Raw genomic sequence first — 14,350 nt, 5'->3', positions numbered from 1 at the left:
AGTTTCTCTCCTTTATATTTGCCATGGCCACGGTCCTTTGCTCCATTCCCATGGGGCGTTAGAATAACTGTTTCCAAACTGCTGAAGTGGTCCGTATCTTTCTTCAATTTTTTGTTTTAATACTCTTCGTTTATAAGAAAAATCGTTGAATTGATTTATAGCTGCAGTATCGTCGGGATGCGTATCTAAATAGAGAGTAAGTTCAACTAATACAAAGTCTAATTCTTGCAGTTCTTCAATCCATTTGTAATATTCATCAGGCAATGTTTGTGTCACGTTTTTATTCACCTTCCTTTTTTGTAAGGATTTTCATAATAATCATAAAAAGCAGGCCATAAAGTCCCTTTTCTTAAAGCTTCCTTTGGTGTGAATTGGGGTAAATTAGTTGGTTGAAAACCCATATATAAGTGGGGGGGAGTTGAGTAATATTTCTTTCCAATTGGAGGACAAGGATCGTTTGGACCATGATAAGGTATGTAGGATTTCATGAATTTATCCATGTTACAACCCTCCTTTATAAATGAAACATCCATTATTATGTATTGTATTCGTACATAATTGTCATTTATGACTCATATAAAAAACTAATAGAGACAGGGGGAGTTGAGGATGGAAGGCATTACAACATGTATCGTATTAGAATCAAAAAATTTAAAGGAAACATTGTATTTTTATGAAGGGATTTTAGGCTTTAGGCCAAGCAAGGAGAGACCTCAACTACATGTAACAGGTGTTTGGTATGACGTTGGTTTAACGAGAATTTGTTTTGTAGTAAATCGGAATTTACGAGGGCGAGAGAAGGTTGCTAATTCTTCGTGTGAATTAATAACCTTTTCAATTTCTGATATGGAAAAAGTAAAGAGAAAATTACAGTTTTACAAAATATCTTTTGCGGAAGAACAGCATGCGGATGGGGTGGTAATTACTCTTTATGATCCAGATTGCTATAAGCTTCAAATTTCATCAGAGGCATGAGTAACCATAGGGGGGATAGCGTGGATAGAATGTATGAAGAAAGCGCACTGTTTGAACATAAATTTTGGCTCAAAGTTCTCGGGGATCATGCTCAGTTTTTACTAGATGCTTTAGCTCCACAGGAGAAAGAAGATATACAGAAAGCCACCTATTTTGTAGAAAAATTCACGAACTTTTTAAATGAAATTCATACTGTAAATTTTATTGCATTTTCAAAAGATGCAGAACAAGCTGCAGAGGAGATTCGAGCATTTAAATTAAATATTATACAAAAGCAATTGGAAGGTAAAATTGTGATTCATTTTACTCCGACTTTTATTAATCATATGGTAAATGAAGTGGAGGAATATATAACAGTATTAGAATACTTAGGGAGGGGAGAAGTCCCGCCCGTTTTTCATGAACTACACTATCATCTCGCGTGGTTAACGGATGCAGCAGGGCATGCTGGTTCTATTTCAGGCGGATTAGATGTTGTGGAAAAAGGATTGAAGGAGAAAAGTGATTTGTTTGCTAAACATTTTGAACAATTTTATTTAAAAGCAGTTGAAATGACAGGTTATTTACGGGCAGAACTGAAACATTTTCCAGCTCTGAAGAAGTTTACAAAAGACGTTTCACTAGAGCTAAAGTTATTCTCGCATTTCCTTCGAGAAGTAGAAGAATTAGAGTTGTCTGAGCAAATATTAAGTTCATTATCAGCCAGGATGGCGGATCATATGGCGAGGGAGGAGTGTTACTATTTATTGAAGTTAGCACAATCCTCAGGGTTAGAGATACCGAAATGTAATCCGCTTTAAAAATAGATTGTAGGGAAGATTAAGCAGACAAATTGTAACAGTGATAGAAGTATGTGAACAGGTTTCATTATGAAAAAAATATTGACAAGCCCCTCCAAATATCTTAATGTGATTGTATAAAATTGTGTATATAAAGGGGAGTAACTTATTACAGTAAAGTCGTCATTACAGGGAGAAACCCTCGGCTTTATTGGCAACGATTCGTTGTTAGTGAGACCTTTACCAGCAATGGTAAAGGCCCCTTATTGTCTTTTTAGGACCCTTACCATATTTGGTAGGGTCCTTTTTGTATACAAAGAGAGGAGATAGAAAATGAAAAAACTTTTTAGTAGATTAAGAGTTGTATTTCATGTCCGCAAGTTTGTTCCATTCCTATTTGACTTTTTTACTTCAAAAGAGGTTTCAATAAAGAAGAAAATTTTATCTATTGCTTTTTTAGTTGGTTATGTAGCGATGCCGCTCGATTTAATTCCAGACTTCCTACCGTTTATCGGTATTTTAGATGATATTGGAATTGTGTTATTTATTTTGAATCGAATTGTAAAGATGGCACCAGTGCAATTACAAGAAAAGCATAACGTAAACGTAGGATAGGAGTTGAAAATATGGAGCAAATTATTTTAGATATAATCGAGTTTTTAAAGCAGTTTTCTTATTTTGGAGTTGTGTTAGCATTAACGTTTGAATTTATTCCAGCGGAAGTAGTTTTGCCCATGGTTGGGTATTGGGTATATGAGGGAGATATGAATTTTTGGCTAGCTGTATTAGCAGGGACAATTGGCGGAACTACAGGACCGTTAACGTTATATGCACTCGGTTATTACGGTGGTCGCCCTCTATTAATAAAATACGGGAAATACTTCTTTATTAAAGAAGAACAAATTCAAAAAGCAGATGATTTCTTTGCGAAGTATGGTCCAGTTGTGGCATTTGTTGGACGCTTCGTACCAGGAGTTCGAACACTTATTTCTGTACCGTGTGGTATGGCAAAAATGAACATATGGAAATTTAGCATATATACATTTGTAGCAATGTTCCCGTTAACGACTTTGTATATTTATTTTGGAATGAAATTAGGTCCGCATTGGGAAAAAGCGGCGGATGTTGTTGGACAATATATGTTACCGATATTAGGAGGCGTTCTTCTTATCGTGGCTAGTATCTTTATCTATAAATTTATGAAAAAACGAAACAAAACTGAATCTATTTAGTTTATTTCGCATTAACGGGCAGTAAGATTCCCACCTCAAAACTTAGCTGTAAAGCAAAGTATTGAGGTGGGAGTTTTACTTTAAATTATGATGTGCTTATTTTTGGAAATAGATGAATAGTACAGGCAAAAGACTCTGAAGGACATACACATATAGGGAATATAAAAGAGAGAGGGGAAACAACTATGTCTTGTGAGTGCTCAGGGTCAGCATTAACTTGCTGTCCAGATAAAAATTATGTGCAAGATAAAGTGTGTAGTCCGTGGTCTGCTACTGTAGTTGCAACAGCAATTGATAATGTTCTCTATACAAATAATATTAACCAAAACGTAATTGGTACTGGTTTTGTTAAATATGATGTTGGACCAGGCCCGATTACTGTAGAAGCACTTGATTCTGCTGGGGCTACAATTGATACACAAACATTAAACCCAGGAACGAGTATTGCTTTTACGTATCGCCGCTTTGATAGTATACAAGTTGTGTTACCTGCAACACCTGCTGGAACGTATCAGGGAGAATTTTGTATTACGACACGCTATTCACTTTCGTAGAAGAATAGGAGAGGGTTGAAATGGGAATGAGAAGTTCCAGTTTGTCTTGTTGTTCTAATAAAACACTTGTGCAAGATCAAGTATGTGCAGACTGGTCAATTACAGGTGCGGGTACTCAAATTGTCTATACGAATAATCTTACACAAGAAATATACGGTTCAGGTTATGTAAAATATGATACAGGTGCAAATCCGATTACAGTGGATTTTTTAGTAGGTGCTACAGTAGTCGATACGATTACTGTACAACCGCAAAGTAGTGGTACTTTCACAGTGAGGCACTTTACTACTGTTCGAATTACAACGACGGGAACGACTGTTAATCAAGGAGAGTTTTGTATTACAGTACGTTACTCAATTTCATAAAAAGGCATACCTTAAATGGTATGCTTTTTTGAATAGAGGGAGTAATGAAATATTTATTTTATAAGCAACATGTAAATTGGCAACAGTACTTGCCTTCTAAATATAGAGAAGGCTTACTTTGTATATTAATAATACTGACGGATTGAAAATCTTTACCCATATAAGATATTGTATTACCAGGAAATACAGTGAAAATATTGGTTACTGCTCCGACGATTTGAATTGTAATTACTTCGGTGCTACTAGTACTATTGTAAACCGAGACATTACCTGATATAAGGAGTATCCCATCACTTTGCCACAGTATCATCGATTGTGATGCATTTTTAGTAGAGAGAATGGTGTCATTAGTTATGAGGAAGTTCCCAGCAAATTCATTTGTTACTAGCTCGCAATTTGGATTTGGAGGAGGGGGCGGTGGGCAAGGGTCTGGGCAAATGATAGATAAAGGAGCGAAACAGCCGATATTTTTTTTATTTTTCAAACGAACCCCTCCTTTGCAAGTTTTTCTTTTACTATTATTAAATGTAAAAGCATGGCCGATGTGTTAAGAATGGCCGGAAAAATTAAAAATTATGATTGTCTAATAAGCTTAAAACCTTATAGTAGTTTTTATTATATAGAAAAGATTATATGTAAAGGGACATTAGAAAAGAATGATCATACTCTTTCAGACAAAATGTGGTTGTTTACAATAATACAAGTAATATTGGAGTTAATAATTAATTAACTGTATATTTACAAAAGTCTAATAAAATTAATTTATCATTTAAACGGAGTTAATATGTTTTCGTTACAATAGCCCTTGTAATGAATCAATTATTATGAGGAGGATTCACGTGGACAGAACTGCTTTAAGAAAAGTAAAAGGCCTTATTGGATTATTAATGATTTTTGTATTGGCGTTTGTATCATTTCCGTGGAGTACATCAGTCAAAGCGGAAGAGAAGAAACAAGAAAAGGTGCAGAGTGAGAAGAAGTTAGTTTTTCCAGTTGTAAGTGATGTACATATTAAAAACAGTGGAACGGATGATACGTTTCGCTGGAAAAGAGCGATTGAACAGTTTAATACACTTGCTCCAAAACAAGATGCATTTGTAATTGTAGGAGATTTTACTGATTCAGGATCGGTACAACAATATGATCGCTTCATGCAAGTGTATAATGAAAATGCAAATAAAGATGCGGTACGAATGAATTCTCTTGGTAATCATGATTATTGGAACGGCTTATCTGTAGAGGGAGCGCAGAAGCGTTTCTTAGAAAAAACAGGAATGGAATCGATTTATTATCATAAAGTGGTGAAAGGGTATCACTTCCTTGTTATGTCTCCGGAAGATGGGACAACTCATGGATATTATTCAGACAAGCAAATTAATTGGTTAAAAGAAGAAATGGCAAAAGCGCAAAAGGATGATCCAGAAAAGCCGATTTTCGTATTTTTACATCAACATATAAAAGATACAGTGTATGGTAGCCAAGAGTGGGGAACGAAAGATAGTGCGAAAATTAATGAGGTATTAAAAGAATATCCGCAAGTTATTACGTTTTCAGGTCATTCGCATTATCCGTTAGATGATCCGAGATCAATTCATCAAAAAGACTTTACATCAGTTGGTACATCTTCAGTAAGTTATATGGAGGTTGAAGGTGGGAAAGTACAAGGAAATATCCCGCCAGGAGCTAGTACATTAAGCCAAGGTTTATTAGTAGAAGTAGATGAAGAAGAAGTAACGATTAATCGCCGTGATTTCCATACAAATTCTTGGACAGGCGAACCTTGGAAAATTAAATTACCAGCAAAGAAAGACACATTTACACATGTAGAAGATCGTGATAAAGAAAAGCCTTATTTTGCTAAGGATGCAAAGCTTGCTGTATCAAATGTAACAGAAAATGCGGCAACAGTAACATTCCCGCAAGCGTTGGATAATCTGCTTGTTCATTCTTATCGCGTACAAGCAAAGGATAAACAAACAGGTGAGATTAAAAATAAGCTATTAGCGTTCTCAGAGTTTTACCGTGACCCAGTGCCAAAAGACCTTACGTTTACGCTTGCGGGATTAGATGGAGGGAAAACATATACGCTTGAAGTCGTTGCAATTGATTCATTTGGCAATGAAAGCGTACAGCCGTTAACGGCAGAAGTTACTACGAAAAAAGATAATATTGATCCGAATGTAAAAGTACCAAAAGCTGATGTTTTCGATGTGAACTTTGCAGATGGTACATTTAAAGATAATTCACCATTTGGTACAAAAGGTAATGTGAAGGGCAATGTGAATATTGAATATGATAAAGCATTGAAAAAGAATGTTATGAAGTTAAACGGAAAAGCAAATACATTTGGTTATCTGCCGTTTTCAGCAGCCCAAAAAGAAAAAGTAGCAAATGCATTTACGTTAGAAACTGTATTTTCAATGAATGAAATTCGTGGACAAGGTATTTTGCAAAATACAGAGAGCGGTGGAATTGGTTTTGAGTCTACAGGAAGTGGAAATGTTGAATTGTGGGCTCATATTGGTGGTAGTTATAAACGTGTTGGCGTTCAGTTAGAAGCAAACAAAACATATCATTTAACAGGAACGTATAACGGAAGTGAAATAGCAATTTATGTAGATGGTAAAAAAGTAAATAGTCAGCCAGCTAGTGGGAAAGTGTATCATCCGAACGTGCCATTTGCACTTGGTGCAGATCCAGATAGCAACGGAAATGGCGGTATTCCGTTAAATGGACAAATTGCGTTAGCAAAATTATATAGTAAAGCATTAAGTTCTTCAGAAGTATTAGCAGCGTACAATGAGTTTTTTAATCGTACGAAGTTAGAGCAAGTAAACGCGTTATATGAAGAGCTAGGAAAAGTAAAAGAAGTGTTAGCTGGTACGTATGAATTTGGTGAGAAGCCAGGTCAGTACTCAAAGGAAGCATTTCAAGAACTAGAGAAAAGCTATAACACTGCAAAGCAAGCGTTTGAAAATGTAGGAAGTACTGGAGAACAAATTGTACAAACGTATAACGAATTAAAAACAGCTAATGTAACCTTTCTACAATCTAAAGTAGCAGAAGAGCAACCAAAAACACCGAAAGAAAAATTACAAATCAATATTGAATCTGCAAAAGCAGTAGTGAAAAAAGCACAAGATGCAAATGTAACAGACGGTTCAGTGAGATCATTGAGTCAAAAAATTACAGTTGCAGAAGCTGTATTAAAAGATGTGAAAGTAAAAGATGCACAGGTAGAAACGATGAATCGTACGATAGAATATGCGATCTCACTCGTTGAAAAAAGTATCAACAAGTAAGTTATAAGAAAAAGAAGCTTATCATGATAGGCTTCTTTTTTGTTATACTAAAAGTAGTATAGAAAGAGGGAGCGAATAATTTGGAACAGAAAAAGCTAAAAAGAATTCTTGAATATGTATGGATCGCCGTTGTGCTCCTTGTAGGATATTATTTATTAAAAGATAAAAGTATATGGATTCTATTTTTAATGACTTTCTTATTAGCGGGTTTAGGCACGTTATTTATTAATTTCTTCTTTGATAGTGTAAATGCGTGGAAGAAAAAAAAGAAGGAGACGAAGTAAAGGGGGAGGCTATGCAAAAGTAGAAGCTCATATATCAGGTCATTATTTTCCTATTATTTGCAGGTATTGGAGTTTTTTAATACGCTACACTGATAGGGAATTGGGCATGATTTACAGCTTGCATCTGTATATTCACCATTTTACAATCGTTAAAGCAAAAATATAATAAGGTGAAACTTTAATCAGTGGGGGGTGTTCATCCCCCATTGATTATTAGCCCTCACCAATCGGGATAAAACATGAAAATAGCTCGCCGTTTCATCGGCGAGCTATTTTGTTATGCTTTTTTCGTCTCATCATTTGTTTTTTCAGTAGCTAAATGACTATGTTTTCTAGAGTAGAAGAAATAGAAGCATAAGCCGACTATAAGCCAAACTGCAAAGCTAATCCATGTCGTTTTAGACAAATTGATCATTAAATATAAACAGCAAAGAATTGCGACAACTGGTAGTACAGGTACGAAAGGAGTACGGAATCCGCGCTTTAAGTCAGGATGTGTCTTTCGTAAAATAAGTACAGCAAAGCAAACGAATGTGAAGGCTGTTAATGTACCGATGTTTACTAAATTCGCGAGTAAATGTAGGTCTAAAAGTCCTGCTAATAAAGCGGCAACAACGCCAGTAATCCACGTATTTAATAAAGGGATTTTCACTTTTTTATTTACGCGTGCTAACGCTTTTGGAAGTAAACCGTCGCGGCTCATCGCATATGAAACACGAACTTGTCCATACATAACGACTAAGAGAACGGTTGTCATTCCAGTCATCGCACCAACAGCGAGTAATCCTGCAATTGTATCTTCACCAACGAAATGCAATGCAAATGCGACTGGATCAGAAACATCTAATTGTGTATAAGGAACCATGCCTGTTAAAACGAAAGATACGATCATGTATAAAACAGTACAAATAAGAAGGGAACCAATAATGCCAATTGGTAAATCACGCTGTGGTTTTTTCGTTTCTTCTGCCGCAGTTGCGATTGCATCAAACCCTAAAAAGGCGAAGAATACAGTGGCAGCTCCAGTAATAATACCGTCGTATCCGAATGGAATGAACGGTGTCCAATTTTCAGGCTTTACATATTTTGCGCCTGCAACGATAAAAGCAATGATAACAGCTAGTTTAATAAGAACCATAATATTATTAATGCGTGCACTTTCACGTATACCGAAACTTAAAAGGCCAGTAATAAGAAGTAAAATACAGACAGCTGGTAAATCGATGATACCACCTTTTCCAGTGCCGGGGGCCGAGGCGATTATGGCGGGAAGGTGTATGTTAAATCCTTGTAGTAAAGATTGTAAATAACCAGACCACCCAACAGCTACAGCTGCAACGGCAAGTAAATATTCGAGCATTAAACACCATCCGACGATGAAGGCGACGACTTCTCCGACTGTCATATATGCGTAAGTATACACACTTCCTGAGACAGGTATAGAAGAAGCAAATTCAGCATAACAAAAGGCTACACAAGCACAAGTAAATGCAGCGATAAGGAATGATAGCATAATACCAGGACCAGAATGTTTTGCTGCGACAATACCTGTTAATACAAAAATCCCTGTTCCAATTACGGCGCCGATTCCTAAAAACGTTAAATCGAGTGCAGTTAATGTTCTATCTAGTTGCTTTGGTGATTCAGTACTGAGCGGTTTTTTTCGTAATAATGACTTCATTTTGGACTCTCCCCCCGTTTTTCATTTCCATAACTGCGAATATAGTATGAGCCCATTAGAAAAGAGTACGTAAGTAAATGGAGGTACAGTTATGGTATGTAGTTTTTTAAAGTTTCTGGATTAACTTTATTATAATTCAGAATATTTTGTCAAATAAAACTTTAACAAATAAAATGCGGATGAATAGGGGAAACTATGTGCGGAAATGGATGCGGGTTAACAAAAAGATTTATTTTATATAGTAGGAGAAGATGCTATGTTATTTTATTTTGAACTTGTCGTCATTTTACTTTGTACGAAATTAGCTGGTGATATTAGCGTTAGACTCGGTCAGCCTTCTGTACTTGGTAAATTAATTGTTGGTATTATTATCGGTCCTGCGATGCTAGGTATTATTAATAGTTCAGAACTTATTGATGAGCTTAGCGAGATTGGTGTTTTGCTACTTATGTTTATGGCGGGACTTGAAACAGATTTAGAAGAGTTAAATCGGAATTTGAAATCGTCGTTTGCAGTAGCAGCTGGTGGAATTATTTTTCCTTTTATCGGTGGATATGTAACGGGATTATTGTTTGGATTAATACAATCTCATGCTATTTTTTTAGGATTATTACTTTGTGCAACATCGGTTAGTATTACGGTGCAAACGCTAAGAGATTTAGGGAAGATGAATACGAGAGAAAGTACAACGATTTTAGGTGCTGCTGTATTTGATGATGTGATAGTCGTTATTTTATTAGCATTTGTAATGAGCTTTTTAGGAACGCAAGATGTGAATATAACACTTGTTATTGCAAAGAAAATTATTTTCTTTGTAAGTATCGTTTTTATCGCATGGAAAGTTGTTCCGTGGATTATGAAAATGCTTGTCCCACTTCGTGTATCGGAAGCATTAATTAGTGCAGCTCTTATTATTTGTTTCTCTTTTTCGTATTACAGTGAAATGATGGGAATCGCAGGTATTATTGGAGCTTTTGCAGCAGGGATTGCGATTTCGCAAACAGAGTACAAGCATGAAGTAGAACATAAAATTGAACCGATTGCGTATGCGATATTTGTACCAGTTTTCTTCGTAAGTATTGGAATGGAAATTACATTTCAAGGTATCGGAAGTCAGCTTTGGTTCATTATCATTATGACGCTCATCGCAATTTTCACAAAGTTAATTGGATCAGGTTTAGGAGCAAGACTAACAGGATTTAACTTACAATCTTCTATTAGTATCGGTGCGGGGATGGTGTCGCGCGGGGAAGTAGCGCTTATTATCGCAGCAAATGGACTTACGGCAAATTTATTAGCGAAAGAAAATTTCACAGCTATTGTCATTGTTGTTATATTGACAACAATTATTACGCCGCCACTTTTGAAGAAGTATTTTGTATAGGGAGGAAGGGCTTATCTGATGTAGGTAAGCTCTTTTTTTATCGCAAAAAGCAATAGTCATGTAGCGTGAATGGTTTGTAATTATGGTAAAATCTACGTATATGCTAGGGCGAGGAGAGAAATGTGTGAAGATTACTAAGGAGAAGGTTATAGGTGTAATTATACTCCTTTTATTGTGCATACCATTTACTGCATGGAAAGAATCAAAAGTGAAAGATTTTCCGGTTTCTATTTTTTCAGAAGAAGCAGATGGTGAGTACGATCAAAAGGTGAAATATACTGCTTTTTTACCTAATGTTGCGATTTGGATGAACGGTTGGGAAAAGAAGTGGACAGAAGGGGAAAGAACTGTTTATCAAAAAGGAAATCGCATTGTAAATGTGTTTCATCCTCCTGGCGATGATGGTTTTTACCTCCTTGAAGCAAGAGAAAATAAGAGAACGCAACCGTGAGAAGTGGAGGTTAAATGGTGAAAGCTTCAACATTACTATTTAAAATTGCAAATAATATGGATCAATTTTCACCAGCTGAGAAGAAGGTTGCCATGTATATAATGGAGAACGCAGAGATCGTTCCAAATTTAACGACAAAAGAAGTGTCTACAAATGCGGGATCGAGTGAGGCGAGTGTTGTACGTTTTTGTAAAACAATCGGTATTGGAAGCTTTAAAGCATTTAAGATAGCACTCGTTCGTGAATTAACAATTGTTGATTATAATATTAACGACTTTTCAGTGATGAATACAGAAGATGGACCGTACGATTTGTTTAATAAAGTTACATATGTGAATAAAGCTGCAATTGAGGCGAGTGTGACTGCGATAGATAAGAAGGAACTAGAGAAGGCTGCAGATAGTATTGTAAAGGCTAATAAAATCATATTTTACGGTGTTGGTGGATCAGCTACACCGGCGATGGACGGAGCTTATAAATTTACTAGACTTGGATTTACTGCGATGATGCTATCTGATTTTCATATGATGTTACCGCTTGTGACGAATTTAAAAGAAGATGATATATTTGTTGCGATTTCAACTTCTGGTCGTACGAAAGATGTACTTGAAATGGCGCAATATGCGAAGAAGCGAGGAGCTACAGTTATTGCGATTACAAAGCTAGATCAATCATCTCCTTTATATAAAGCGGCAGATATTCGCCTTTGTATGCCGGATGTAGAGCAAGACCATCGCATTGCGAGTATTGCTTCACGAATGACGCAGCTAAATATGATTGATGCTTTATATGTTATTACTTTTAACCGTATTGGTAATAATGTGATAGATCAATTTATGGAGACGAGAGAAGAAGCTTTGCGGTTACGGAAGTTAAAGTAGAAGAAAAGATGAGGGGACTCATCTTTTTTTATTATCTTTGACACAAATATGTCATGTTGTGAAATTTTATTTCATAAAATAAGAAAGGGTTATTGATTTTTAATTTCTTAAAGTTATAATAAAAGTGTGAAATATAATTTCGAAGAGGGTGGCAATATGTTAGAAAATTTATCGACAGAACACCGTAATGAGAAAACGACGAATCTAGATGAGATGAGTATAAAAGAAGTGTTACAAAGCATGAATGAAGAAGATCGAACTGTTGCGTTAGCAGTTGAAAAAGAGATAGAACAAATTGAAAAGGTTGTACAGACTGTTATTAAATCTTTTGAAGAAGAGGGCCGATTAATTTATATTGGGGCTGGTACGAGTGGCCGTTTAGGTATTTTAGATGCGGTTGAATGTCCACCTACATTTGGAACAGATGATAAAATGGTGCAAGGATTTATAGCAGGTGGATTGAAAGCGTTTACTAAGGCGGTGGAAGGTGCCGAAGATCGCGAAGAGTTAGCAGAAGAAGATTTGAAAAGTATTGGATTAAACGAGAAAGATACGGTTATTGGAATTGCAGCAAGTGGTAGAACACCTTATGTAATTGGCGGATTGAAATACGCAAGTAGTGTGGGAGCGAGTACGGCGAGTATTTCTTGTAATAAAAATGCTGAAATAAGTAAGTATGCAAAAATCAATGTAGAAGTAGAAACAGGCGCAGAAATATTAACAGGCTCAACACGTTTGAAGGCTGGTACAGCGCAAAAATTAGTGCTTAATATGATTTCAACAGCGTCAATGATTGGTGTCGGAAAAGTCTATAAAAACTTAATGGTAGATGTTCAATCTACGAATGAAAAGTTAGTAGAACGATCAAAACGAATTATTGTGGAAGCAACAGGAGTTAGTTATGAAGTAGCGGCAGAGTATTACGAAAAAGCAAATCGTAACGTGAAAGTTGCTATCGTTATGGTATTACTACAGTGTGAGTACGGGGAAGCAAAAGAAAAACTAAAAGAAGCGAAAGGGTTTGTGAAGAAGGCGCTATAAAGTATAGGGAGGGGGATTCTATTATGAAGAAAGAAGAGAGAATGGCCAAAGAAATTTCGGAGCAACTTGGGGGAATAAAAAATATTCGTGGTATTGCTCATTGTATGACGAGACTGAGATTAACGCTTCATGATGAAGGTAAAGTGAATATGGACCTTTTGAAAAAGGTTGAAGGCGTTATGGGTGTCATTGAAGACGAAACGCTTCAAGTTGTCGTTGGCCCAGGAACGGTAAATAAAGTAGCTGCTGAAATGGAAGTTTTAACAGGATTGCGAATTGGTGAGGTTGCAGATCATCACCTTGAAGATATCGGTCAAGAGATAAAGTCAGAGATGAAGAAGAAAAATAATACACCAGTGAAGAACTTTTTACGAAAAATAGGTAGCATTTTTATTCCATTAATACCAGGTCTTGTTGCGTCGGGAATTATAAACGGAGTTGCTAACTTCGCGAAAAACGCAGGTGCTGATCCGAATGCAACATGGTTACAAATGTTATTACTTATTGGTGGCGGTATCTTTACATTCTTAGGCATTTTAGTCGGTTGGAATACAGCGAAAGAATTTGGCGGGACACCAGTCCTTGGGGCAATTGCAGGTATTTTAATTTTCAATCCGGCGATGGCAAATGTGAAATTATTTGGTGAAGCAATGGTACCTGGACGGGGCGGCTTGTTTGCAGTTATTTTTGCAGCATGGCTTATGGTTGTAGTTGAGAAAAGAGTACGAAAAGCAGTGCCAAATGCAGTTGATATTATTGTAACACCGCTTATTACTGTATTAGCTGTAAGCATAGTAACGATGTTAGTGATTCAGCCAGCAGCGGGGTTCTTATCTGATGGTATTACGAGCGGTATTAACGCAATTTTAAATGTTGGTGGGGCATTTGCTGGAGCAGTGCTAGCCGGAACGTTTTTACCACTCGTTATGGTCGGATTACACCACGGTTTAACACCGATTCATATGGAATTTATTAATCAAACGCACGTAACACCTTTATTACCAGTACTCGCGATGGCTGGTGCTGGGCAAGTGGGCGCAGCAATTGCGATTTATGTAAAAACAAAAAATAAACGACTTCGTAACGTAATTAAAGGTGGATTACCAGTTGGGTTTTTAGGAATTGGCGAACCATTATTATACGGGGTTACATTACCACTTGGGAAACCGTTTATTACCGCTTGTTTAGGAGCGGCCGTTGGTGGTGCATTCCAAGCAGTTATGAAAACGGCTTCACTCGGAATTGGCGTATCAGGATTATCTTTAATCCCGTTAATTGCTGATAATAAATATTTACTATATTTCTTAGGTTTAGTCATTGCGTATACTTTCGGATTTATCTTCACGTACTTCTTCGGATTTAAAGAAGAAATGGCAGAAAACATATAGAGAAAGGGATTCCTTTCTCTTTTTCTATTCATA

17 protein-coding genes are annotated in these 14,350 nt (G+C 36.4%); 13 read left to right on the top strand and 4 right to left on the bottom strand.

Annotation, left to right across the window (positions count from 1 at the left end; all coding sequences use genetic code 11):
* Nucleotides 1–12: 12 nt before the first annotated feature.
* Nucleotides 13–276 (bottom strand): spore coat protein CotJB, encoded by a 264-nt coding sequence (locus tag QCI75_RS22725; RefSeq protein WP_000194952.1) that lies wholly within the window; start codon nucleotides 274–276, stop codon nucleotides 13–15.
* A gap of 8 nt (nucleotides 277–284) precedes the next feature.
* Nucleotides 285–500, bottom strand: coding sequence for a spore coat associated protein CotJA (locus tag QCI75_RS22720; RefSeq protein ID WP_000357172.1), 216 nt, complete (start codon nucleotides 498–500; stop codon nucleotides 285–287).
* A gap of 109 nt (nucleotides 501–609) precedes the next feature.
* Between QCI75_RS22720 and QCI75_RS22715 the strand changes: the two genes are divergently transcribed.
* The 6 genes from QCI75_RS22715 (at nucleotide 610) to QCI75_RS22690 (ending at nucleotide 3,905) form a co-directional block, all read left to right on the top strand.
* Nucleotides 610–975, top strand: a complete 366-nt coding sequence (locus tag QCI75_RS22715; protein WP_144506980.1) for a VOC family protein — start codon at nucleotides 610–612, stop codon at nucleotides 973–975.
* Nucleotides 976–995: 20 nt separating this feature from the next.
* The gene (locus tag QCI75_RS22710; protein WP_000375642.1) at nucleotides 996–1,775 is read left to right on the top strand and encodes a DUF2935 domain-containing protein; all 780 of its coding nucleotides are present in this window, start codon (nucleotides 996–998) and stop codon (nucleotides 1,773–1,775) included.
* 312 nt (nucleotides 1,776–2,087) lie between these two features.
* Entirely contained in the window at nucleotides 2,088–2,369 is a 282-nt protein-coding gene (locus QCI75_RS22705; RefSeq protein WP_002134573.1) for a YkvA family protein, read from the top strand.
* An 11-nt stretch (nucleotides 2,370–2,380) separates the two neighbouring features.
* Nucleotides 2,381–2,986, top strand: coding sequence for a DedA family protein (locus QCI75_RS22700; RefSeq protein ID WP_353761231.1), 606 nt, complete (start codon nucleotides 2,381–2,383; stop codon nucleotides 2,984–2,986).
* Nucleotides 2,987–3,171: 185 nt separating this feature from the next.
* Entirely contained in the window at nucleotides 3,172–3,540 is a 369-nt protein-coding gene (locus QCI75_RS22695) for a DUF3992 domain-containing protein (protein ID WP_002116435.1), read from the top strand.
* A 20-nt stretch (nucleotides 3,541–3,560) separates the two neighbouring features.
* Nucleotides 3,561–3,905 carry a DUF3992 domain-containing protein gene (locus QCI75_RS22690; RefSeq protein ID WP_002169096.1) on the top strand — a complete coding sequence of 115 codons (345 nt, stop codon included), beginning with the start codon at nucleotides 3,561–3,563 and terminating at the stop codon, nucleotides 3,903–3,905.
* Nucleotides 3,906–3,963: 58 nt separating this feature from the next.
* Here the strand turns inward: QCI75_RS22690 and QCI75_RS22685 are convergent, their stop codons facing one another.
* Nucleotides 3,964–4,389: an S-Ena type endospore appendage gene (locus tag QCI75_RS22685; RefSeq protein WP_353761230.1), complete on the bottom strand. Its 426-nt coding sequence runs from the start codon at nucleotides 4,387–4,389 to the stop codon at nucleotides 3,964–3,966.
* Between the two features lie 355 nt (nucleotides 4,390–4,744).
* Between QCI75_RS22685 and QCI75_RS22680 the strand changes: the two genes are divergently transcribed.
* Both QCI75_RS22680 and QCI75_RS22675 read left to right on the top strand, forming a co-directional pair.
* Complete coding sequence (locus QCI75_RS22680; protein ID WP_353761229.1) at nucleotides 4,745–7,207, top strand: LamG-like jellyroll fold domain-containing protein; 2,463 nt, start codon at nucleotides 4,745–4,747, stop codon at nucleotides 7,205–7,207.
* An 80-nt stretch (nucleotides 7,208–7,287) separates the two neighbouring features.
* Nucleotides 7,288–7,491, top strand: a complete 204-nt coding sequence (locus QCI75_RS22675) for a hypothetical protein (protein ID WP_000435799.1) — start codon at nucleotides 7,288–7,290, stop codon at nucleotides 7,489–7,491.
* Nucleotides 7,492–7,768: 277 nt separating this feature from the next.
* Here QCI75_RS22675 and bcaP read toward each other — a convergent pair whose 3' ends face one another.
* Complete coding sequence (gene bcaP / locus QCI75_RS22670; protein WP_144506975.1) at nucleotides 7,769–9,172, bottom strand: branched-chain amino acid transporter BcaP; 1,404 nt, start codon at nucleotides 9,170–9,172, stop codon at nucleotides 7,769–7,771.
* Nucleotides 9,173–9,428: 256 nt separating this feature from the next.
* Between bcaP and QCI75_RS22665 the strand changes: the two genes are divergently transcribed.
* From QCI75_RS22665 to QCI75_RS22645, 5 genes are all read left to right on the top strand, one after another.
* Entirely contained in the window at nucleotides 9,429–10,556 is a 1,128-nt protein-coding gene (locus QCI75_RS22665) for a cation:proton antiporter (protein WP_144506974.1), read from the top strand.
* Between the two features lie 124 nt (nucleotides 10,557–10,680).
* Complete coding sequence (locus QCI75_RS22660; protein ID WP_144506973.1) at nucleotides 10,681–11,007, top strand: outer surface protein; 327 nt, start codon at nucleotides 10,681–10,683, stop codon at nucleotides 11,005–11,007.
* Between the two features lie 17 nt (nucleotides 11,008–11,024).
* Nucleotides 11,025–11,888 carry a MurR/RpiR family transcriptional regulator gene (locus tag QCI75_RS22655; RefSeq protein ID WP_144506972.1) on the top strand — a complete coding sequence of 288 codons (864 nt, stop codon included), beginning with the start codon at nucleotides 11,025–11,027 and terminating at the stop codon, nucleotides 11,886–11,888.
* Between the two features lie 156 nt (nucleotides 11,889–12,044).
* On the top strand, nucleotides 12,045–12,929 hold the full coding sequence (gene murQ, locus QCI75_RS22650; protein WP_144506971.1) for an N-acetylmuramic acid 6-phosphate etherase: 885 nt from the start codon (nucleotides 12,045–12,047) through the stop codon (nucleotides 12,927–12,929).
* Between the two features lie 23 nt (nucleotides 12,930–12,952).
* Entirely contained in the window at nucleotides 12,953–14,317 is a 1,365-nt protein-coding gene (locus tag QCI75_RS22645) for a PTS transporter subunit EIIC (protein WP_144506970.1), read from the top strand.
* Nucleotides 14,318–14,350 lie beyond the last annotated feature (33 nt).

The sequence above is a fragment of the Bacillus cereus group sp. RP43 genome (assembly GCF_040459645.1).
In the GTDB taxonomy this organism is placed as follows: Bacteria; Bacillota; Bacilli; order Bacillales; family Bacillaceae_G; genus Bacillus_A; species Bacillus_A mycoides_C.
The sequence above is the reverse complement of the archived record's forward strand: the minus strand, read 5'-3'. Positions and strand labels throughout refer to the sequence as shown.

What these genes read in the sequence shown, in the direction of transcription:
- QCI75_RS22690 (WP_002169096.1), top strand. Translation starts at nt 3,561, where the DNA reads ATGGGAATGAGAAGTTCCAGTTTGTCTTGTTGTTCTAATAAAACACTT.
- QCI75_RS22645 (WP_144506970.1), top strand. Translation starts at nt 12,953, where the DNA reads ATGAAGAAAGAAGAGAGAATGGCCAAAGAAATTTCGGAGCAACTTGGG.
- bcaP (WP_144506975.1), bottom strand. Translation starts at nt 9,172, where the DNA reads ATGAAGTCATTATTACGAAAAAAACCGCTCAGTACTGAATCACCAAAG.
- murQ (WP_144506971.1), top strand. Translation starts at nt 12,045, where the DNA reads ATGTTAGAAAATTTATCGACAGAACACCGTAATGAGAAAACGACGAAT.
- QCI75_RS22665 (WP_144506974.1), top strand. Translation starts at nt 9,429, where the DNA reads ATGTTATTTTATTTTGAACTTGTCGTCATTTTACTTTGTACGAAATTA.
- QCI75_RS22715 (WP_144506980.1), top strand. Translation starts at nt 610, where the DNA reads ATGGAAGGCATTACAACATGTATCGTATTAGAATCAAAAAATTTAAAG.
- QCI75_RS22695 (WP_002116435.1), top strand. Translation starts at nt 3,172, where the DNA reads ATGTCTTGTGAGTGCTCAGGGTCAGCATTAACTTGCTGTCCAGATAAA.
- QCI75_RS22700 (WP_353761231.1), top strand. Translation starts at nt 2,381, where the DNA reads ATGGAGCAAATTATTTTAGATATAATCGAGTTTTTAAAGCAGTTTTCT.
- QCI75_RS22705 (WP_002134573.1), top strand. Translation starts at nt 2,088, where the DNA reads ATGAAAAAACTTTTTAGTAGATTAAGAGTTGTATTTCATGTCCGCAAG.
- QCI75_RS22720 (WP_000357172.1), bottom strand. Translation starts at nt 500, where the DNA reads ATGGATAAATTCATGAAATCCTACATACCTTATCATGGTCCAAACGAT.